The following is a 15,285-nucleotide window of genomic DNA, read 5'->3' as shown; positions in this document are numbered from 1 at the left end:
AGGCATCGCCCATGAAACCCCTGTTCCTTGCCCCGCTTCTGCTGCTTGCGGCACCGCTCGCCGCGCAGGATATGAGCGTTTTCAAGACAGGGCCGGTATTCACCCGGTTCGGGCCGCATGCGCCGGTCGAGGGCATCGGCGAAGTTCCCGCCGATAGCGAATTCGCGGTGGCTTTCGACGTCTTGGAGCCGGCGGACGAGGGCAAGCTAAACCGGCGCCTCGAAAGCGCGGCGCGCTTCATCAACATGCACGTCGCCCATGGTGTGGCGGAGGAGAATATCCGCGTTGCCGTGGTGGTGCATGGCAAGGCGGTGAACGATCTCCTGGCGAAGCCCGACAACACCTCGGCCGACATGGTGCAGGTGATGCTCGAACACGGCGTGCGCTTCATCGTCTGCGGCCAGAGCGCGGCAGTCTATGGCGTGACGCAGGAAGACCTGATCCCCGGCGTCGAGATGGCGCTGTCGGCAATGACCGCCCACGCCCTGTTGCAGCAGGCGGGCTATACGGAGAACCCGTTTTGATGGTGTGCACGTGATCTTCGTTCGCGGCATAATGGGCAACATCAAGCTCAACCCGGCCATCAAGCTATGGGGAGGTCTAGCCTTGTTCATGGTCGCAGTGATCGGGGCATTGGTCGCGCAGATCGCTGACTATCGCGATGACGTTGCTAAGTGTGAGGAGCGTGGAGGCGTCTGGATTGGCTGGATGCCGGTTCGGATCGGGATTCTCCGCCTTTCTAAGGGACAATGCGAATTGCTGGCGCAGGAAAAGAAATGGTGACCGAACCCGTCTCCCTCCACTCTCCCGAGCGCCAGCCGGACGACCCGGATGCCGCGCTGCGTCCCAAGTCGCTGGACGAATTCGTCGGGCAGAAAGCAGCGCACGAGAACCTGCGCGTGTTCATCGAAGCCGCACGTGGCCGCGGCGAGGCGATGGACCATGTGCTGTTCTTCGGCCCGCCGGGTCTCGGCAAGACCACGCTGGCGCAGATCGTGTCGAAGGAACTCGGCGTCGGGTTCCGCGCCACCAGCGGGCCAGTAATCGCGAAGGCGGGCGATCTGGCGGCGCTGCTGACCAATCTCGAGCCCAACGACGTGCTCTTCATCGACGAGATCCACCGGCTGAATCCCGTCGTCGAGGAGGTGCTCTATCCGGCGATGGAGGACCGTGCGCTCGATATCATCATCGGCGAGGGACCCAGTGCGCGCAGCGTGCGGATCGACCTGCCGCCCTTCACTCTGGTCGGTGCGACCACGCGGCAGGGGTTGCTGACGACGCCGCTGCGCGACCGCTTCGGCATTCCGGTGCGGCTCAATTTCTACACCGAGGACGAACTGCTCAGGGTCGTCACCCGCGGCGCCGGCCTGCTCGGCATGGGCATCGACGAAGGCGGCGCACGCGAGATCGCCCGTCGGTCGCGCGGCACCCCGCGGGTCGCCGGGCGCCTGATGCGCCGCGTGCGCGACTTCGCCAGCGTGCTGGGCGAACCGGTGGTCACGACCAGAGTGGCCGACGAGGCGCTGACCCGGCTGGAGGTGGATTCGCTCGGCCTCGATTCGATGGATCGCCGCTATCTCACCATGATCGCGACCACCTATAAAGGCGGACCCGTGGGTGTCGAAACGCTGGCCGCGGGTCTGTCGGAACCCCGCGACACGGTGGAGGAAGTGATCGAACCCTACCTCATTCAACTCGGCCTGATCGCCCGCACGGCGCGCGGGCGCTGCCTCAACGATGGCGGCTGGCAGCATCTCGGCATCACACCCCCCTCGCGGCCGCAGGGGGATATGTTCGACAAGTGAAGCTACCGCTGCGGCAGGAATGCTAAAGATTTCGGTCCCGAAACGGGACGCCGCTTGCGCAAGCCTCGCAATTCGGTGAAAAATTTACTTTCTAGGTGAACTAGCGATCAGTGAATTCGTGCGAATACCGCATCGGGATTCGCGTTAGACAAGGTCCAGGACTGCGGCAGGGAAGATGTCTTCATCCCTGTCCGGTCGCAAAGGGAAGTACAAGCGATGTCGGTCAAGTCAGCTCTTGCCAAACTCTCGGCCACTGCGGCGGGCGGTGCCCTGCTTGCCGGCGGCGCGGTGCACGTTGCAGAGAAGCCCCTTACGGACAATCCGCAATACAAGTCGAAATCGGTCAAGCAGGCTTCCGTCAAGCAGATCAAGCCGCGCACCGTACCGCGGGCCACCGTGCCGCGCGCCCGCACCATTCCGCCACGGCAGGTTGAATGCGTACCGGCCGACTCGCCCCAGGCAGCCTACAATCCCGACAATATCTGTCCGCCGGTCTATCGCCAGGCGATGGTGCCCGTCCCCGTCCCGCCGCTGCCTGCGGCGGCACCTGTCGGCGGTAGCGGTTCGGCCCGCTCCATACCCGGTGGCGGATACGGCGGTGGTGGCTATGGCGGCGGCTTCGGCGGTGGCTTTTTCGGTGGCTTCTTCACCGGTTCGAGCGGCGGCGGCAGTGTGGTCGTCAACTCGACCACGACCACCGGCGGCGAACCCGGGGACGTGATCGTTTCGACCACCACGTCGACGGGCGGAAGTTCCACCTCGACCTCCAGTGGCGGCAGCTCCACCTCGAGTTCGACTTCCAGTTCGACCACTACGGGCGGCGTATCGACCAGCACCGGTGAAGTAAGCTCGACCACGACCACGGGCGAAGTGTCCACTTCCACCGGCGAAGTCTCGACATCGACTGGCGAGGTTTCCACCTCCACCGGTGAAGTGTCTACCTCTACCGGGGAAGTCTCGACATCGACTGGCCAAGTCTCCACCTCTACGGGCGAAGTCTCGACGTCCACTGGTGAAGTCTCGACGTCCACTGGTGAAGTCTCAACAACCGGTGTCGTTTCGACGACCGGCGTCGTTTCCACCACCGGAGTGGTTTCGACAACCGGTGTGGTGTCCACCACGGGCATTGTGACGACTTCCGGCACGACGAGCGGCACGGATGTGCCCGCGCCGCCGATGATGGCGCTGTTCGGGATGGCGGCAGCGGCGATCCTCGGTCGCCGAAAGTTCCGTATCAAGCGCGGCGCCTGATCGCCTGACGGCGCGGCCCTAGTCGCGCTGGCGCAGGCTCCACTCGCCCTGCCGGTACCATTGCGTCACGACGTATTTCTCGCCCGCCTGCACGGGTAGGGCAGCGTGCCGCGTTGCCCGATTGGGGTGTCCCTTGCGGTCCATATTGTCCCACATCAGCAGCAAGCCGGGTTCGGGCACGACCCTCAGGTCGAGCTCGGGAAACTCGGTCTCGCCGCCTTCCTCGACGGCATTGAGATAGACCATCGCGGTCCAGCTACGCTGCCCGCCGCGCCGCCGTTCGACCTGCCAATGCGGGCGATCGAGGCGGAAATGGTCGCGATGATGGCGATATTCCTCCCCGACCCGATAACGCTGACCCTGGAGAGGTTCGGCATGGACGCGGGCGATGCCGGTCACATCACCGATCTTGCGCGAGAGCGCGAGGGTTTCGGGCATGTCTTCGGAAAAGAAGTGCGTCGAACTGGTGCGCCCCTTGGGCGCCACTTTCTCCGAGAACAGCACGGAAGGCTGGATGCGGCTGTCGATAATGGCGATCAGCTTGCGGCATTCCTGCGCGGTCAGCAGCCCGCGCATCAGGAACAGATCGGCCTTGTCGCCGCCGCGCGATTGCACCTGCGGGTCGGTCCTAAGGCGATCGCGAACCGCATCGCCGATCCCGCGCATGACTGCGGGATCGGCTCGTGGATCGATTTCGGAACGCCCCAGCAGCCTCGAAAAGCGGCTCAGAACCGACATGCTACGGCGGCGCACATCATGGGTTATGCCGCGAGCTTGCGCAGCACGTAATGCAGGATGCCGCCGTTGCGGTAATATTCCATCTCGTTGGCGGTATCGATGCGGCACAGCGCCGTGAAGCTGAAGCTCGAGCCATCCTCGCGGGTAACTTCGACTTCGATATCCTGGCCCGGGGTCAGGTCGGCAAGCCCCTTGATCGTGAAGCTGTCGGCCGCTGTGAGCCCCAGCGAGGTGCGCGTGTCGCCTTCCTTGAACTGGACCGGCAGCACGCCCATGCCGACGAGGTTCGAACGGTGGATACGCTCGAAGCTTTCGACGATCACCGCGCGCACGCCCAGGAGGATCGTGCCCTTGGCCGCCCAGTCGCGGCTCGAGCCGGTGCCGTATTCCTTGCCGGCAACGACCACCAGCGGCGTGCCGTCTTCCTTGTGCTTCATGGCGGCGTCGTAGATCGCCATCTGCTTGCCATTATAGGTGGTGTACCCACCCTCGACGCCGGGGACCATTTCGTTCTTGATGCGGATATTGGCGAAGGTGCCGCGCATCATCACGTCGTGGTTGCCACGGCGGCTGCCATAGCTGTTGAAATCGGCGTTCGCGACCTGATGTTCCTGCAGATAGGTGCCAGCCGGGCTGTCTTCCTTGATCGAGCCGGCAGGCGAGATGTGGTCGGTGGTGACCGAGTCGCCAAGGATGGCGAGCGGCTTTGCACCCTCGATATCGGTGACCGGCGCCGGTTCCATGCCCATGCCTTCGAAATAGGGCGGGCTGGCGACATAGGTGCTGGTCGGGTTCCAGCGATAGGTGTCGCTGGCCTCGACATTGATCGCCTGCCAGTGCTCGTCGCCCTTGTAGACGTCGGCATAGCGGGTTTCGAACATGTCGCGATCGATGTTCTTGGTGCGGTGTTCGCGCACTTCGTCATTCGTCGGCCAGATATCGGCGAGCATTACATCATTGCCGTTCTGGTCCTGACCGATCGGCGTTTCGGTGATGTCTTTGGTGACCGTTCCGAGCAGCGAATAGGCAACCACCAGCGGCGGGCTGGCGAGGAAATTGGCGCGCACGTCGGGCGATACGCGGCCTTCGAAATTGCGGTTGCCCGAAAGCACGGAGGCGGCGACGATGTCGTTGCCGTTGATGGCCTTGCTGATCGGCGGAGCGAGGGGGCCCGAATTGCCGATGCAGGTGGTGCAGCCATAGCCGACGAGATCGAAGCCGAGCGCATCGAGATCGTCCTGCAGGCCGCTCTTCTCAAGGTAGTCGGTGACCACCTGCGATCCCGGCGCAAGCGAGGTCTTGACCCAGGGCTTGGGCTTGAGGCCCTTCTCGTTCGCCTTCTTGGCAACGAGGCCCGCGGCGATCAGCACATCGGGGTTGGACGTGTTGGTGCAGCTGGTGATCGCGGCGATCACCACGTCGCCGTCGCCGATGTCGTGGTCCTTGCCGTCCACGCCGACCCGCGCCGGAGCGCTCTTCTTGTAGATCTTCTCGAGATCGCTGTTGAAGAGCTCATCCACCTGCGGCAACGCGACGCGATCCTGCGGGCGCTTGGGGCCGGCGAGCGAGGGGACGACCTTCGACACGTCGAGCTCGAGCGTCTTGGTGAAAACCGGCTCGTTCTCGGGCGTGAACCACATGCCCTGTTCTTTCGAATAGGCTTCGACCAGCGCGATGGTGTCTTCGTCGCGCCCGGTCAGGCGCATATATTCCAGCGTCTTGTCGTCGATGCCGAAGAAGCCGCAGGTCGCGCCATATTCGGGGGCCATGTTGGCAATGGTCGCGCGATCGGCGAGCGACAGCTTGGCGACGCCTTCACCGTAAAATTCGACGAAACGCCCGACCACGCCGACTTCGCGCAACATCTGGACGCAAGTCAGCACCAGATCGGTGGCGGTGACGCCTTCGGCCATCGCGCCGGTCAGCTTGAAGCCGACGACTTCGGGGATCAGCATCGAGACCGGCTGGCCCAGCATTGCAGCTTCCGCTTCGATCCCGCCAACGCCCCAGCCGAGTACGCCCAGACCGTTGATCATGGTGGTGTGGCTATCGGTACCGACGCAGGTGTCGGGATAGGCGACCATCTGGCCGTCCTCGCCTGCGGTCGACCAAACGCCCTTGCCGATGTATTCGAGGTTCACCTGGTGGCAGATGCCGGTGCCCGGGGGCACGGCGGAGAAGTTCCGAAAGCTTTTCGAACCCCATTTGAGGAAGTCGTACCGCTCTGCATTGCGGGCATATTCCAGTTCGACGTTCTTTTCGAAGGCCTTGGGGTGACCGAATTCGTCGACCATGACCGAGTGGTCGATCACAAGGTTCACCGGAACCTGCGGATTGATCTTGGCGGTATCGCCGCCGAGCTTCGAAATGGCGTCGCGCATGGCGGCAAGGTCGACCACGCAAGGCACACCGGTGAAATCCTGCAGCAGCACGCGGGCGGGGCGGTACTGGATTTCCTTGCCGGTCGACGGGTTCTTCTGCCAGTCGGCGAGCGCCTGCGCGTCGTCTGTCGAGACGGTGAAGCCTCCGTCCTCGAAACGCAGCATGTTTTCCAGCAGGACCTTCAGGCTGAAGGGCAGTTTCGACACGTCCCCGATCGTCTTTTCCGCCTTCGCGAAGGAATAATAGGCGTAATCCTTGCCGTTCACGGTGAGAGTTGAGCGGGTTCCGAGCGTGTCCTTGCCGACCTGAGTCATGCGCGCGTCTGTCCTTTCGTTAGAGGGCCGTCACTCGACCAATGGTCGATGCGGCAGAATGTGCCGCGCACCTGCGCCGGAACGCCGTAAAAATCAAGTCTGCGGCACTGCAACATGAGGTGGCTGGCGGAACCCAATGGCGGGCCCGGTCATTATTAAGGCAAAATCATGGCAAATATGCCGTTTGGTCCTTATTGGCCGGAATGAGGGAGGAATTACATGTCTCTGTTATCTGACGCGGGCGCGCGCTCACAGCGCAAGCTGCGTCTCGCAGTAATCGCTGCCGCGCTTGGCGTCGCCGCATGCTTTGTCGCGGCGTTCACTTTTGCCGATGGAAATGGGCGGGCAAGCCAGATCACTCGCAACGGTTAGACAGCCTCCGGCACCGTAGCGGTGCGGGTCTTGCGCGTCGCAACCCAGCATGATGCGATAATGATCGCGGTTCCGATCACGGTCGGCAGGGTCAGTTCTTCCGTGAAGAACAGCCAACCGAAGAGCGATGCCCAGAGAAACCCCGAATACTCCAGCGGTACGAGCATTTGTGCCTCGGCTCGGGCATATGCCCAAGCGAAAGCCATGGCCCCCGCGACGGTGAGCACCGCGGAGGCAACAAGATCGATCATCGTCTCGCGCCCTGGCATTTCAAACAGAAACGGGATGGCGAGACCCAGGATGAGAACCGAAACGCCCGAATGGAACGTGGCGATCTCGGTCGGTCCCGCAACTTGCGATTGCCGCCGGATCAGGATGAAGCTGTAGGCATAGAGCAATGTCGAGGCCAGAATGGCGGCCAGGCCAAGCGCCGTGTCGCTATCGAAATCCGCTTGCCCCACGCGGCCGCCAATGATGACCAATGTTCCGGCGAAACCGAGTATAGAGGCAAAGATAGCTTCGCGACGAATGGTCTCTCCCAACATGACCCTCGCCAGATAGAGGGCGATCAAGGGTGCGATGAAGCTGATTGCGATCGCTTCGGCCAATGGTAGCTTGGTGATCGAATAGAAGAACGAGAGCGCCATGAAGGTCGCAACCGCAGACCGCAGCAGGTGGATCTTCAGCACGTCCGGGCGCGGCCAGCGTCCGCCCCGCCCAAGCCACAACGGAAGGGCTATGCCGGTCGCAATGACCGAGCGCAGCCAAGCCGCCGTTAGCGCCCCGACCGCCAGCGCGGCACTTTTCATGAAGGCATCCATCAACGAAAGGCAGGCAACTGCGAATGCGGTCACGAATATCGGCATCAGGGTGTTGTCGCGGGTCACCGAACTGCTCTATCTGCACATCGTCGCACAGTCATCGCTAATTCAGCCCTGTGAAAGCCGGGATATTGGAATAGACTTGTGTATTGGGTTATTATCCCGCCACACGCGCTGCAGGGGCGCGGGGCGCATCTGGTAGGACTTATGACACGCTTTCGTTTGATTATCGGCTCCGCAATGGGTGCGGCGCTTTGTGCGACTTCGGTGATGGCTCAGAATAATGGGCCGGAAAATCTTGTGCCGCCCGAACCGGCCAAGGTTAAGGAGAAACTGCCCGACTACACGGCGGATGCCCCCAAACCACGGGCGCAGCCGAGCGTCGATGAAAGCTTCGACGATATCCGCATGTCGTCGGGCGAGGTCGTCCAGCAACTTCCCGTGCTCGTGCGCGAATGGACCGTCCCCGAAGCCGAAAAGCTGCTGGCCTTCATTCCCACGGTGAAGGCGGAAGGGCTGGTGCCCGAAGATTACCGCAGTGCCGAACTGTCGGCCGCCATTGACGGCGGCGAGGGGACTGCGCTCAACGAAATCGCCAGCGAAATCTTCGTCTGGCTGGTCGAGGATCTGCGTGACGGTCGCACGCCGATGGATGCGCGCCGCCAGTGGTTCGTGGTCGATCCCGATCCCGATCTGCTTCCTTCGGACCGCCTGCTGAAGGCGGCGGTGGAGACAGGTGACGTTGCAGGCACGCTGACCGCGCTCAATCCGGTGTCGCCCGATTACGCCCGTCTGAAGAGCGAGCTTGCAAAAACCACCGATCCGGCCAAGCGCAAGCTCATCCGCGCCAACATGGATCGCTGGCGCTGGCTCGGACGCGATCTGGGCAAGCAGTACCTGCTGACCAATGTGCCCGAGTATCAGCTCCGCTTGACGGTTAACGACCGGATCATCAAGAATTACCGCGTCGTGGTCGGCAAGCCGGGGCGCACCGCGACGCCGCAACTCGCCGAAACGGTCGAGGCGGTGATCTTCAATCCCACCTGGACCGTGCCGCAGTCGATCGTGAAGGGCGAAGGGCTCGGCGCGAGGGTGCTCGGCAATCCGGGCTGGGCGCGTGCGAACGGCTACAAGGCTACCAAGGGCGCCAATGGCTGGGTGACCGTGGTGCAGCAGCCGGGGCCGGGCAATTCGCTGGGCCTCATGAAGCTCGACATGCCCAACGAACATGCGATTTTCCTCCACGATACGCCGGCGAAAGCGCTGTTCAATCAGGATGACCGGGCACTGAGCCACGGCTGCATTCGGGTGCAGGGCGCACGCGAGCTGGCCATGACCATGTCGATGCTGGGCAATGCGTCGAACCGCGAAGAACTGCCGGCAATCCAGCAGGAGGTGTCGGAGATTACGGCCAGCCGCGAATATACGCGCTATGCGATGGAAAAGCAGTGGCCGGTCTACATCACCTATTTCACCTACGGTGTCGACGTGAGCGGCAATCTGACGAAGTTTGCCGACATCTATGGCCGTGACGCGCCGGTGCTTGCGGCACTCGACGCGCCCCGTCAGAGCGATCGTGCACGTCAAACCAGCGAAGAGGTGGTAGAGATTGTCGACGATCTGCAGACGAGCTGAGAGCGCTCAGTAGACGCCCGGGTTCGTCCGTTCGAACGTGCCGCCATATTCGTTGCGCAGCAGGTCGTATTGCGCGACCGGCGGTGCAACGCGGGTGCCGTCTTCTGCGAGACCATAGCTTCCGCACACTAGCAGACGCCCGCCCGCCAGGTCGATCAGGGCACGGTCGAACTGGACCGGGCCCATGGCGAAACAGCCGTTCGATCGCCCGAGGCGGCCGAAGCGGTCGACATGTTCGGGGGTCGCGTAATTTGCCTGATGCATCACGATGGCGCGGGGCAGAGCGTTGGAATTGGTGGGGTCCAGCCCATCGAGACGGATCGAGGTGCCGTACCGCCCGACATACCAGCTACGTGTCATGAAGGCGCCGCGGCTCGAAGCCTCGCTACCCTCGATATTCGAGTATCGCTTGAGCCAGCCATCGTGTTCGCTGTCGGAGCCGGTGCCGTGGCTGACGTGGTAGCTGGTTACGCGCTCGTTCTCGAGATCGACGAAATGGAAACGCCGTTGCGCCGAGTGCAATCCGAAATCAGCGATTCCGACGACGTCCTTGCGCCAGATATTCGCGCCTGCGCGCGCCAGTTCTTCCCGAGCGATGGCCATTAGCTTGGTATCGCGTGCAGCGGTGATGTTGACCTGCGCGAACAGGCTTGTTGGCAAGGCCATGGCTGCACCGGCGGCAAGCGAACCCTTGAGCAGTTCCCGTCTTTTCATGTCTGGCACCCTAACAGGCCGCTGCTGGCCGCGCCATGAACATTGCTGCGCGGTTTCAGCCTACTCGCCCAGAATCATGCGGTCCTGCTCGATGCGAACCGGCTGGACGGTCGACAGGAAACTTTGGCCGAGCAGCGAAATCTCGAGTCCCTCCGGCACAATAATCGCGTTAACATTGCGCGCCTCGTGGCCGCCGAGCGATACCCGCTCGAGAGCCACGTTGATGCCGAAGACCGGGCCCGATGCACCGCGTGCAATCGGCGCTACATCCGCATCCGACCAGTACAATCCTGCCGCGCGCGCATCGGCTCCGGTGAGCGCCACTACGCTTGCGCCGGTATCGATCAGGAAGTTGACCTGCGAACCGTTGACGAGCGCTTCGGTGTAGAAATGGCCGTCGACCGCGCGGGGTAGCTCGGTAACGCCGGCCACCCATGCCGCGTAGCTGACATCTTCCGTTTTCCGTGGCTGCGGCGCGTGATCCGTGTTGCCGGAATCATTGCCCAGGAGCGTCTGCGCCCCGCGCGTCGCCGAGTCGAAGGCGCCGCCGGGCACGAAGGCGCTGCCGACGAATGCCACCAGGGCTATGCCAAGAAGGAGGGCCTCGCGCATGGCCGCAAGGATGCCGGATCAAGCTTAATTTCGGGTAAAGGGCCTATTCCGCAGCTTCCGCATGCGGGTCGAAGGCCAAGGCTTCGCCCGCTTCGATCTGCGCCGCCTTGGCCTCCACCAGGCTCACGATGTGGTCGAGCATATCCTCGCTCTTGACGTGGTGGTCGGTCACGCCCGACAGATACACCATGTGCTTGCCATTGCCGCCTCCGGTAATGCCGATATCGGTCTCGCGCGCTTCGCCGGGGCCATTGACCACGCAGCCGAGCACCGAAAGGCTCATCGGCGTCTTGATATGCTCCAGCCGCTTTTCGAGTGTTTCGACCGTGCGGATGACGTCGAAGCCCTGGCGCGAGCAACTGGGGCAGGACACCACGCGGACGCCGCGCGTGCGCAAGCCGAGGCTCTTGAGGATTTCGTAGCCGACCTTCACTTCCTGTTCGGGCTCGGCGGAAAGCGAGACGCGGATGGTGTCACCGATCCCGGCCCATAGCAGGCTGCCGATGCCGATCGAACTCTTGACCGTGCCGCCCACAAGCCCGCCCGCTTCGGTAATGCCGAGATGCAGCGGACAGTCCACCGCATCGGCCAGCCCGTGATAGGCGGCGACCGCGAGAAAAACGTCGCTGGCCTTAACCGCGACCTTGTATTCGTGGAAGTCGTGATCCTGCAGCAGCTTGATGTGGTCGAGCGCGCTTTCGATCAGCGCCTCGGGGCAGGGCTCGCCGTATTTCTCGAGCAGATCCTTCTCGAGGCTGCCGGCATTGACGCCGATGCGGATAGCACAGCCATTGGCCTTGGCCGCACGCACGACTTCGGCAACACGCTCCGAAGAGCCGATATTGCCGGGGTTGATACGCAGGCAGGCCGCACCCTTGTCCGCCGCTTCGAGAGCGCGCTTATAGTGGAAATGGATGTCGGCGACGATCGGCACATTGGCCGCTTTTGTGATCTTGTCGAAATGCTCGGTCGCTTCAGCCGTGGGGCAGGATACGCGGACAATGTCCGCACCCGCATCTTCGCAGCGACGGATCTGGTCGATCGTGGCGGCCACATCTTCGGTGGGCGTGTTGGTCATGGTCTGCACGGTAATCGGCGCATCTCCCCCGACGGGAACGCTGCCGACCATGATCTGGCGAGACTGACGGCGCTGAATATCGCGCCACGGACGTACGGAAGACATGACCAGCATTATAGAGTGCCCAGTGTGAAGGGGCAATGACGGAGCCTTCTGCGTCCGTTCGGCCTCGTTCGCCCGCATTACCCCTTTCCCGGCGCACAAAGATGCGGCATCCAGTCTTGCATGAGCGAGGCCACCGACGCTGCCGAGACCGAAACCCCGCTGCTGTTCGGGCGCGTACTCGATGGGCGCGGGGCGGGCAGGCCGATCGGGTGGGACGAAGCGCTCCGGTGGCAACCGGCGACGGATCACGAGGTGCTGTGGCTCCATGTCTGTCGCAATCGTGATGGTGTGCGGGACTGGCTGGAAGGACACCTGCACATCCCGGAGCCGACCGCGGAACTGCTGACCAGCGACCAGAGCCGCCCACGGGCCTTTCGCGAAGGCGATACGCTGGTCGGAACGCTGCGAGGCATCAACTTCAACCCGGGTGCCGAGCCCGAGGATATGATCTCGATGCAGTTCTGGAGCGACGGGCGGCGTCTGGTCACCTTGCGACGCCATCCCTTGCAGACGCCGCGCGAAGTACTCGCCCAGATCGACCGCGGCAATGGCCCGACCGATGCCGGTGCGACAATCACCCTCCTCGCCGAATTTCTGATTGCCCGGATGAGCCAGTCGATCGTCGACATGAACGAAGTGCTCGACGATCTCGAGAATGACGATCCGGACGATCACGCCGAGCGCATGCTGAAGCAAATCTCGACGATCCGCCGCAATTGCCTGGGCCTCAAGCGGCATATGGCGCCGCAGCACGAAGCACTGGAACAGATCAGCCGCGATGCGCCGACGTGGTTCGAGGATCACGACCGGCGCGAAATCGCCGAAAGCATCGCACGCCTGCGCCGCTATCTGGACGATATCGACATCAGCAAGGAAAGTGCACTGGTGCTGCAGGACGAGATCCGCGCGCGCAGCCTCGCCAGCAGCGAGCATGCCACCTACATGCTGACGATCGTGGCTGGCATCTTCCTGCCGCTGGGGTTCCTTACAGGGTTGCTCGGCATCAATGTCGGCGGCATGCCGGGTATGGACAATCCGGATGCCTTCTGGGGAGTGGTCGCCCTTTGTGCACTGCTGTTCGTCGGCCTGCTCGTCGTCTTCCGCCGGCTCAGATGGCTGTGATGTCGGCCTTTCAGTAAGCGAACGTCTCGCCGACCATTTTCTCGCTCATTGCCCACAAGCGTTCGGCATTGTCCGCGTCGAGCGCGTAGCTGCGTACGCCCCCCATCCGATCCTCGTCGTCCTGATCGGCGACATGGCAATCCTCGCAATAGAGCCCACCTGCATCCGCCAATTCGTCGGTCGTGGCGACCCAGCATGTCGTTGCCGCACCCTGCGGTATGGTTTTGAAACCCTGTGGTTCCTGCCCGCTCTCTTCTGCAGATTGGCGAATCCGCTCGATCAGATCGGCCATGTCCTTTTCGCTCATGTGTCGCCCGAGATTGGTTTGGATCCCGCCCGGATGCAGCGCAAAGGCGTGAATACCCCTGCCTGCGAGGCGTTTCTCCAACCCGACTGCAAACAGGATATTGGCTGTTTTCGATTGGCCATAGGCCTGCCATTTGTCGTATTCGCGGCTTTCATAATTCGGATCTTCGAAGTGGACGCGGTCGATATGATGGCCGCGGCTGGACAGGTTGACGATGCGCGGAGAGTCGCCCCTTTCGACAAGCGGCATCAGCAGGTTGGTAAGCAGGAAGTGGCCGAGATGGTTGGTGCCAAACTGCATCTCGAACCCGTCCGCAGTGCGCGAAAGCGGACAGGCCATCACGCCCGCATTGTTGATCAGCAGATCGATCTTGTCGAAGTGTTCATTGGCCTCTTCCGCGGCGGCGCGCACGCTCTGGAGAGAAGCGAGATCGCAGACCAGCGTGTCGATCCGACCACCGGTTGCCTCTGCAATATCGTCGGCTGCCGCACCCAGCTTTGTCGCATCCCGACCCGAAAGGATGATATGCGCGCCTCTCGCCGCCATCGCCCTGGCGGTTTCCCTGCCAAGACCCGAATATCCGCCGGTAACCAGCACGGTGCGCCCACTAAGGTCGCAGGCTTCGAGAACATCGTCCGCCGTGCTGTCAAATCCAAATTTGCTCATGCGCTCTCTCCAGTTTTGCCGTCGCATAGCGCATAAAAGGAAGCGCGGGATGATTAATCCCGCACCGGGTTTTGTATCAACACAAGCTCTCTCGATCAGGTGCGTGGGGGATGTCGCGTATCGCGGACATCTGAAAAACCGCTGGAACGGATTGAGTAGGTAACTCTGGTTGCTATCTTCCGCTCATGAGAAACTCCTTTGCACTCGTCGCTTACGCGGTCGCCGCGTTTTCATTTCTCGCTGCAGTACCTGCCAAGGCACAGGAGGAACCACGCTGGTCTATCGCGATCCATGGGGGCGCCGGAACAATCGCTCGTGACGACATGACGCCCGAGCAGGATGCTGCCTATCGCGCGGCGCTGCAGAATGCGCTCGAAGCTGGCACAAAGGTGCTGCGTGAAGGGGGCAGCGCGATGGATGCCGTTCAAGCGGCAATCGAACCGATGGAAGACGATCCGCTGTTCAATGCCGGGCGCGGGGCCGTGCTGACCTGGGACGGCGATATCGAACTCGACGCGTCGATCATGGACGGGCGCACGCGCGATGCGGGCGCGGTTGCGGGTGTGACCGGTGTCCGCCACCCGATCCGGCTGGCGCGAAAGGTGATGGTCGATAGCCCGCATGTGATGCTGGCAGGCGAAGGTGCGGAAGCCTTTGCTACCGAACAGGGGCTTGAACGCATGTCACCCGAATGGTTCGAAACCGAACGACGCAGGGAATCGCTCAAGCGGATGAAAGCAGAACAGCTTTCGGCCATCGATGTCGACGTGAAGTTCGGCACCGTCGGTGCGGTAGCGCTCGATCAGGACGGTAACATGGCAGCGGGCACTTCGACAGGCGGAATGACCGGTAAACGCTGGGGCCGCATCGGCGATGCGCCAATCATCGGAGCCGGCACCTATGCCGACAATCGTAGCTGTGCCGTTTCCGCGACGGGGTGGGGCGAGTTCTTCATTCGTGTCGGGGTGGCGCACGAGATTTGCTCCGAAATTCGTCAGGCACGGTTGATGGAGCAGGCTACTTGTGACGGCCCAACTGAACCCGGCACTTTCAGAGAATGTTGGGCACGACCACCACTGTCAAACGATGACATCGAATTGATAGCGACGGGAGTGATTGACGAGGTCGCAAATCTCGGCGGTGATGGCGGGGTGATCGTTGTAACCCCTGATGGGCATGCCATATTCAGTTTCAATACCAGCGGAATGTACCGTGGCCGAGCGACAAGTGAGGGCTTCAACGAAGTGGCGATCTACGCCGACGAGTAGCCCGATAGCGGAAGCATAGAAAAAGGGGCCGGATTGCTCCGGCCCCTTTTGTGATATTGGCGTATTGCCTGTCGCTTACATGCCCGAACCCGGAC

Annotated in this window: 15 protein-coding genes; 8 read left to right on the top strand and 7 right to left on the bottom strand. The window is 62.4% G+C overall.

Annotation, left to right across the window (positions count from 1 at the left end; translation table 11 throughout):
- Positions 1–11 precede the first annotated feature (11 nt).
- From K3174_RS15505 to K3174_RS15490, 4 genes are all read left to right on the top strand, one after another.
- Positions 12–524, top strand: a complete 513-nt coding sequence (locus K3174_RS15505) for a DsrE family protein (RefSeq protein ID WP_221560347.1) — start codon at positions 12–14, stop codon at positions 522–524.
- Positions 525–555: 31 nt separating this feature from the next.
- Positions 556–783: a hypothetical protein gene (locus K3174_RS15500; RefSeq protein ID WP_221560346.1), complete on the top strand. Its 228-nt coding sequence runs from the start codon at positions 556–558 to the stop codon at positions 781–783.
- Positions 777–1,805: a Holliday junction branch migration DNA helicase RuvB gene (gene ruvB, locus K3174_RS15495; protein WP_221560345.1), complete on the top strand. Its 1,029-nt coding sequence runs from the start codon at positions 777–779 to the stop codon at positions 1,803–1,805. The genes K3174_RS15500 and ruvB overlap by 7 nt, the downstream gene beginning before the upstream one ends.
- Before the next feature lie 216 nt (positions 1,806–2,021).
- Positions 2,022–3,056: a PEP-CTERM sorting domain-containing protein gene (locus K3174_RS15490; protein ID WP_221560344.1), complete on the top strand. Its 1,035-nt coding sequence runs from the start codon at positions 2,022–2,024 to the stop codon at positions 3,054–3,056.
- Between the two features lie 18 nt (positions 3,057–3,074).
- Here K3174_RS15490 and K3174_RS15485 read toward each other — a convergent pair whose 3' ends face one another.
- Together K3174_RS15485 and acnA are read right to left on the bottom strand one after the other, a co-directional pair.
- Entirely contained in the window at positions 3,075–3,794 is a 720-nt protein-coding gene (locus K3174_RS15485) for a prolyl hydroxylase family protein (protein ID WP_221560343.1), read from the bottom strand.
- Positions 3,795–3,817: 23 nt separating this feature from the next.
- Entirely contained in the window at positions 3,818–6,490 is a 2,673-nt protein-coding gene (gene acnA, locus K3174_RS15480) for an aconitate hydratase AcnA (RefSeq protein ID WP_221560342.1), read from the bottom strand.
- Positions 6,491–6,709: 219 nt separating this feature from the next.
- Between acnA and K3174_RS15475 the strand changes: the two genes are divergently transcribed.
- Positions 6,710–6,862 (top strand): hypothetical protein, encoded by a 153-nt coding sequence (locus tag K3174_RS15475; RefSeq protein WP_221560341.1) that lies wholly within the window; start codon positions 6,710–6,712, stop codon positions 6,860–6,862.
- Here the strand turns inward: K3174_RS15475 and K3174_RS15470 are convergent.
- Complete coding sequence (locus K3174_RS15470; RefSeq protein WP_345719670.1) at positions 6,859–7,749, bottom strand: DMT family transporter; 891 nt, start codon at positions 7,747–7,749, stop codon at positions 6,859–6,861. The two genes, K3174_RS15475 and K3174_RS15470, sit on opposite strands and share 4 nt — an antisense overlap.
- A 204-nt stretch (positions 7,750–7,953) precedes the next feature.
- On the opposite strand from K3174_RS15470, the gene K3174_RS15465 reads away from it, so the two are divergent.
- On the top strand, positions 7,954–9,318 hold the full coding sequence (locus K3174_RS15465) for a L,D-transpeptidase family protein (protein ID WP_247712226.1): 1,365 nt from the start codon (positions 7,954–7,956) through the stop codon (positions 9,316–9,318).
- A gap of 6 nt (positions 9,319–9,324) precedes the next feature.
- Here the strand turns inward: K3174_RS15465 and K3174_RS15460 are convergent, their stop codons facing one another.
- The 3 genes from K3174_RS15460 to ispG are packed head-to-tail and all read right to left on the bottom strand — an operon-like array spanning position 9,325 to position 11,827.
- The gene (locus K3174_RS15460; RefSeq protein WP_221560339.1) at positions 9,325–10,032 is read right to left on the bottom strand and encodes a murein L,D-transpeptidase catalytic domain-containing protein; all 708 of its coding nucleotides are present in this window, start codon (positions 10,030–10,032) and stop codon (positions 9,325–9,327) included.
- A gap of 60 nt (positions 10,033–10,092) precedes the next feature.
- On the bottom strand, positions 10,093–10,644 hold the full coding sequence (locus K3174_RS15455) for a retropepsin-like aspartic protease family protein (RefSeq protein WP_221560338.1): 552 nt from the start codon (positions 10,642–10,644) through the stop codon (positions 10,093–10,095).
- A 43-nt stretch (positions 10,645–10,687) separates the two neighbouring features.
- Positions 10,688–11,827, bottom strand: a complete 1,140-nt coding sequence (gene ispG, locus K3174_RS15450) for a flavodoxin-dependent (E)-4-hydroxy-3-methylbut-2-enyl-diphosphate synthase (protein WP_221560337.1) — start codon at positions 11,825–11,827, stop codon at positions 10,688–10,690.
- Between the two features lie 120 nt (positions 11,828–11,947).
- Between ispG and K3174_RS15445 the strand changes: the two genes are divergently transcribed.
- Complete coding sequence (locus tag K3174_RS15445) at positions 11,948–12,949, top strand: zinc transporter ZntB (protein ID WP_221560336.1); 1,002 nt, start codon at positions 11,948–11,950, stop codon at positions 12,947–12,949.
- Positions 12,950–12,959: 10 nt separating this feature from the next.
- On the opposite strand, the gene K3174_RS15440 is transcribed toward K3174_RS15445, so the two are convergent.
- On the bottom strand, positions 12,960–13,922 hold the full coding sequence (locus tag K3174_RS15440) for an SDR family NAD(P)-dependent oxidoreductase (RefSeq protein ID WP_221560335.1): 963 nt from the start codon (positions 13,920–13,922) through the stop codon (positions 12,960–12,962).
- 185 nt (positions 13,923–14,107) lie between these two features.
- Here K3174_RS15440 and K3174_RS15435 point away from each other — a divergent pair, with 185 nt between their 5' ends.
- Positions 14,108–15,190 (top strand): isoaspartyl peptidase/L-asparaginase family protein, encoded by a 1,083-nt coding sequence (locus tag K3174_RS15435; protein ID WP_221560334.1) that lies wholly within the window; start codon positions 14,108–14,110, stop codon positions 15,188–15,190.
- Positions 15,191–15,285: the final 95 nt, after the last annotated feature.

The sequence above is a fragment of the Qipengyuania qiaonensis genome (genome assembly GCF_019711515.1).
GTDB lineage: Bacteria > Pseudomonadota > Alphaproteobacteria > Sphingomonadales > Sphingomonadaceae > Qipengyuania > Qipengyuania qiaonensis.
The sequence above is the reverse complement of the archived record's forward strand: the minus strand, read 5'-3'. Positions and strand labels throughout refer to the sequence as shown.

Excerpts from the sequence above, each read along its gene's own strand:
- K3174_RS15455 (WP_221560338.1), bottom strand. The coding sequence starts at position 10,644 with ATGCGCGAGGCCCTCCTTCTTGGCATAGCCCTGGTGGCATTCGTCGGC.
- K3174_RS15490 (WP_221560344.1), top strand. The coding sequence starts at position 2,022 with ATGTCGGTCAAGTCAGCTCTTGCCAAACTCTCGGCCACTGCGGCGGGC.
- K3174_RS15485 (WP_221560343.1), bottom strand. The coding sequence starts at position 3,794 with ATGTCGGTTCTGAGCCGCTTTTCGAGGCTGCTGGGGCGTTCCGAAATC.
- K3174_RS15475 (WP_221560341.1), top strand. The coding sequence starts at position 6,710 with ATGTCTCTGTTATCTGACGCGGGCGCGCGCTCACAGCGCAAGCTGCGT.
- K3174_RS15460 (WP_221560339.1), bottom strand. The coding sequence starts at position 10,032 with ATGAAAAGACGGGAACTGCTCAAGGGTTCGCTTGCCGCCGGTGCAGCC.
- ispG (WP_221560337.1), bottom strand. The coding sequence starts at position 11,827 with ATGTCTTCCGTACGTCCGTGGCGCGATATTCAGCGCCGTCAGTCTCGC.
- K3174_RS15500 (WP_221560346.1), top strand. The coding sequence starts at position 556 with ATGGGCAACATCAAGCTCAACCCGGCCATCAAGCTATGGGGAGGTCTA.
- ruvB (WP_221560345.1), top strand. The coding sequence starts at position 777 with ATGGTGACCGAACCCGTCTCCCTCCACTCTCCCGAGCGCCAGCCGGAC.
- K3174_RS15505 (WP_221560347.1), top strand. The coding sequence starts at position 12 with ATGAAACCCCTGTTCCTTGCCCCGCTTCTGCTGCTTGCGGCACCGCTC.
- K3174_RS15440 (WP_221560335.1), bottom strand. The coding sequence starts at position 13,922 with ATGAGCAAATTTGGATTTGACAGCACGGCGGACGATGTTCTCGAAGCC.
- K3174_RS15435 (WP_221560334.1), top strand. The coding sequence starts at position 14,108 with ATGAGAAACTCCTTTGCACTCGTCGCTTACGCGGTCGCCGCGTTTTCA.
- K3174_RS15445 (WP_221560336.1), top strand. The coding sequence starts at position 11,948 with ATGAGCGAGGCCACCGACGCTGCCGAGACCGAAACCCCGCTGCTGTTC.
- acnA (WP_221560342.1), bottom strand. The coding sequence starts at position 6,490 with ATGACTCAGGTCGGCAAGGACACGCTCGGAACCCGCTCAACTCTCACC.
- K3174_RS15465 (WP_247712226.1), top strand. The coding sequence starts at position 7,954 with ATGGCTCAGAATAATGGGCCGGAAAATCTTGTGCCGCCCGAACCGGCC.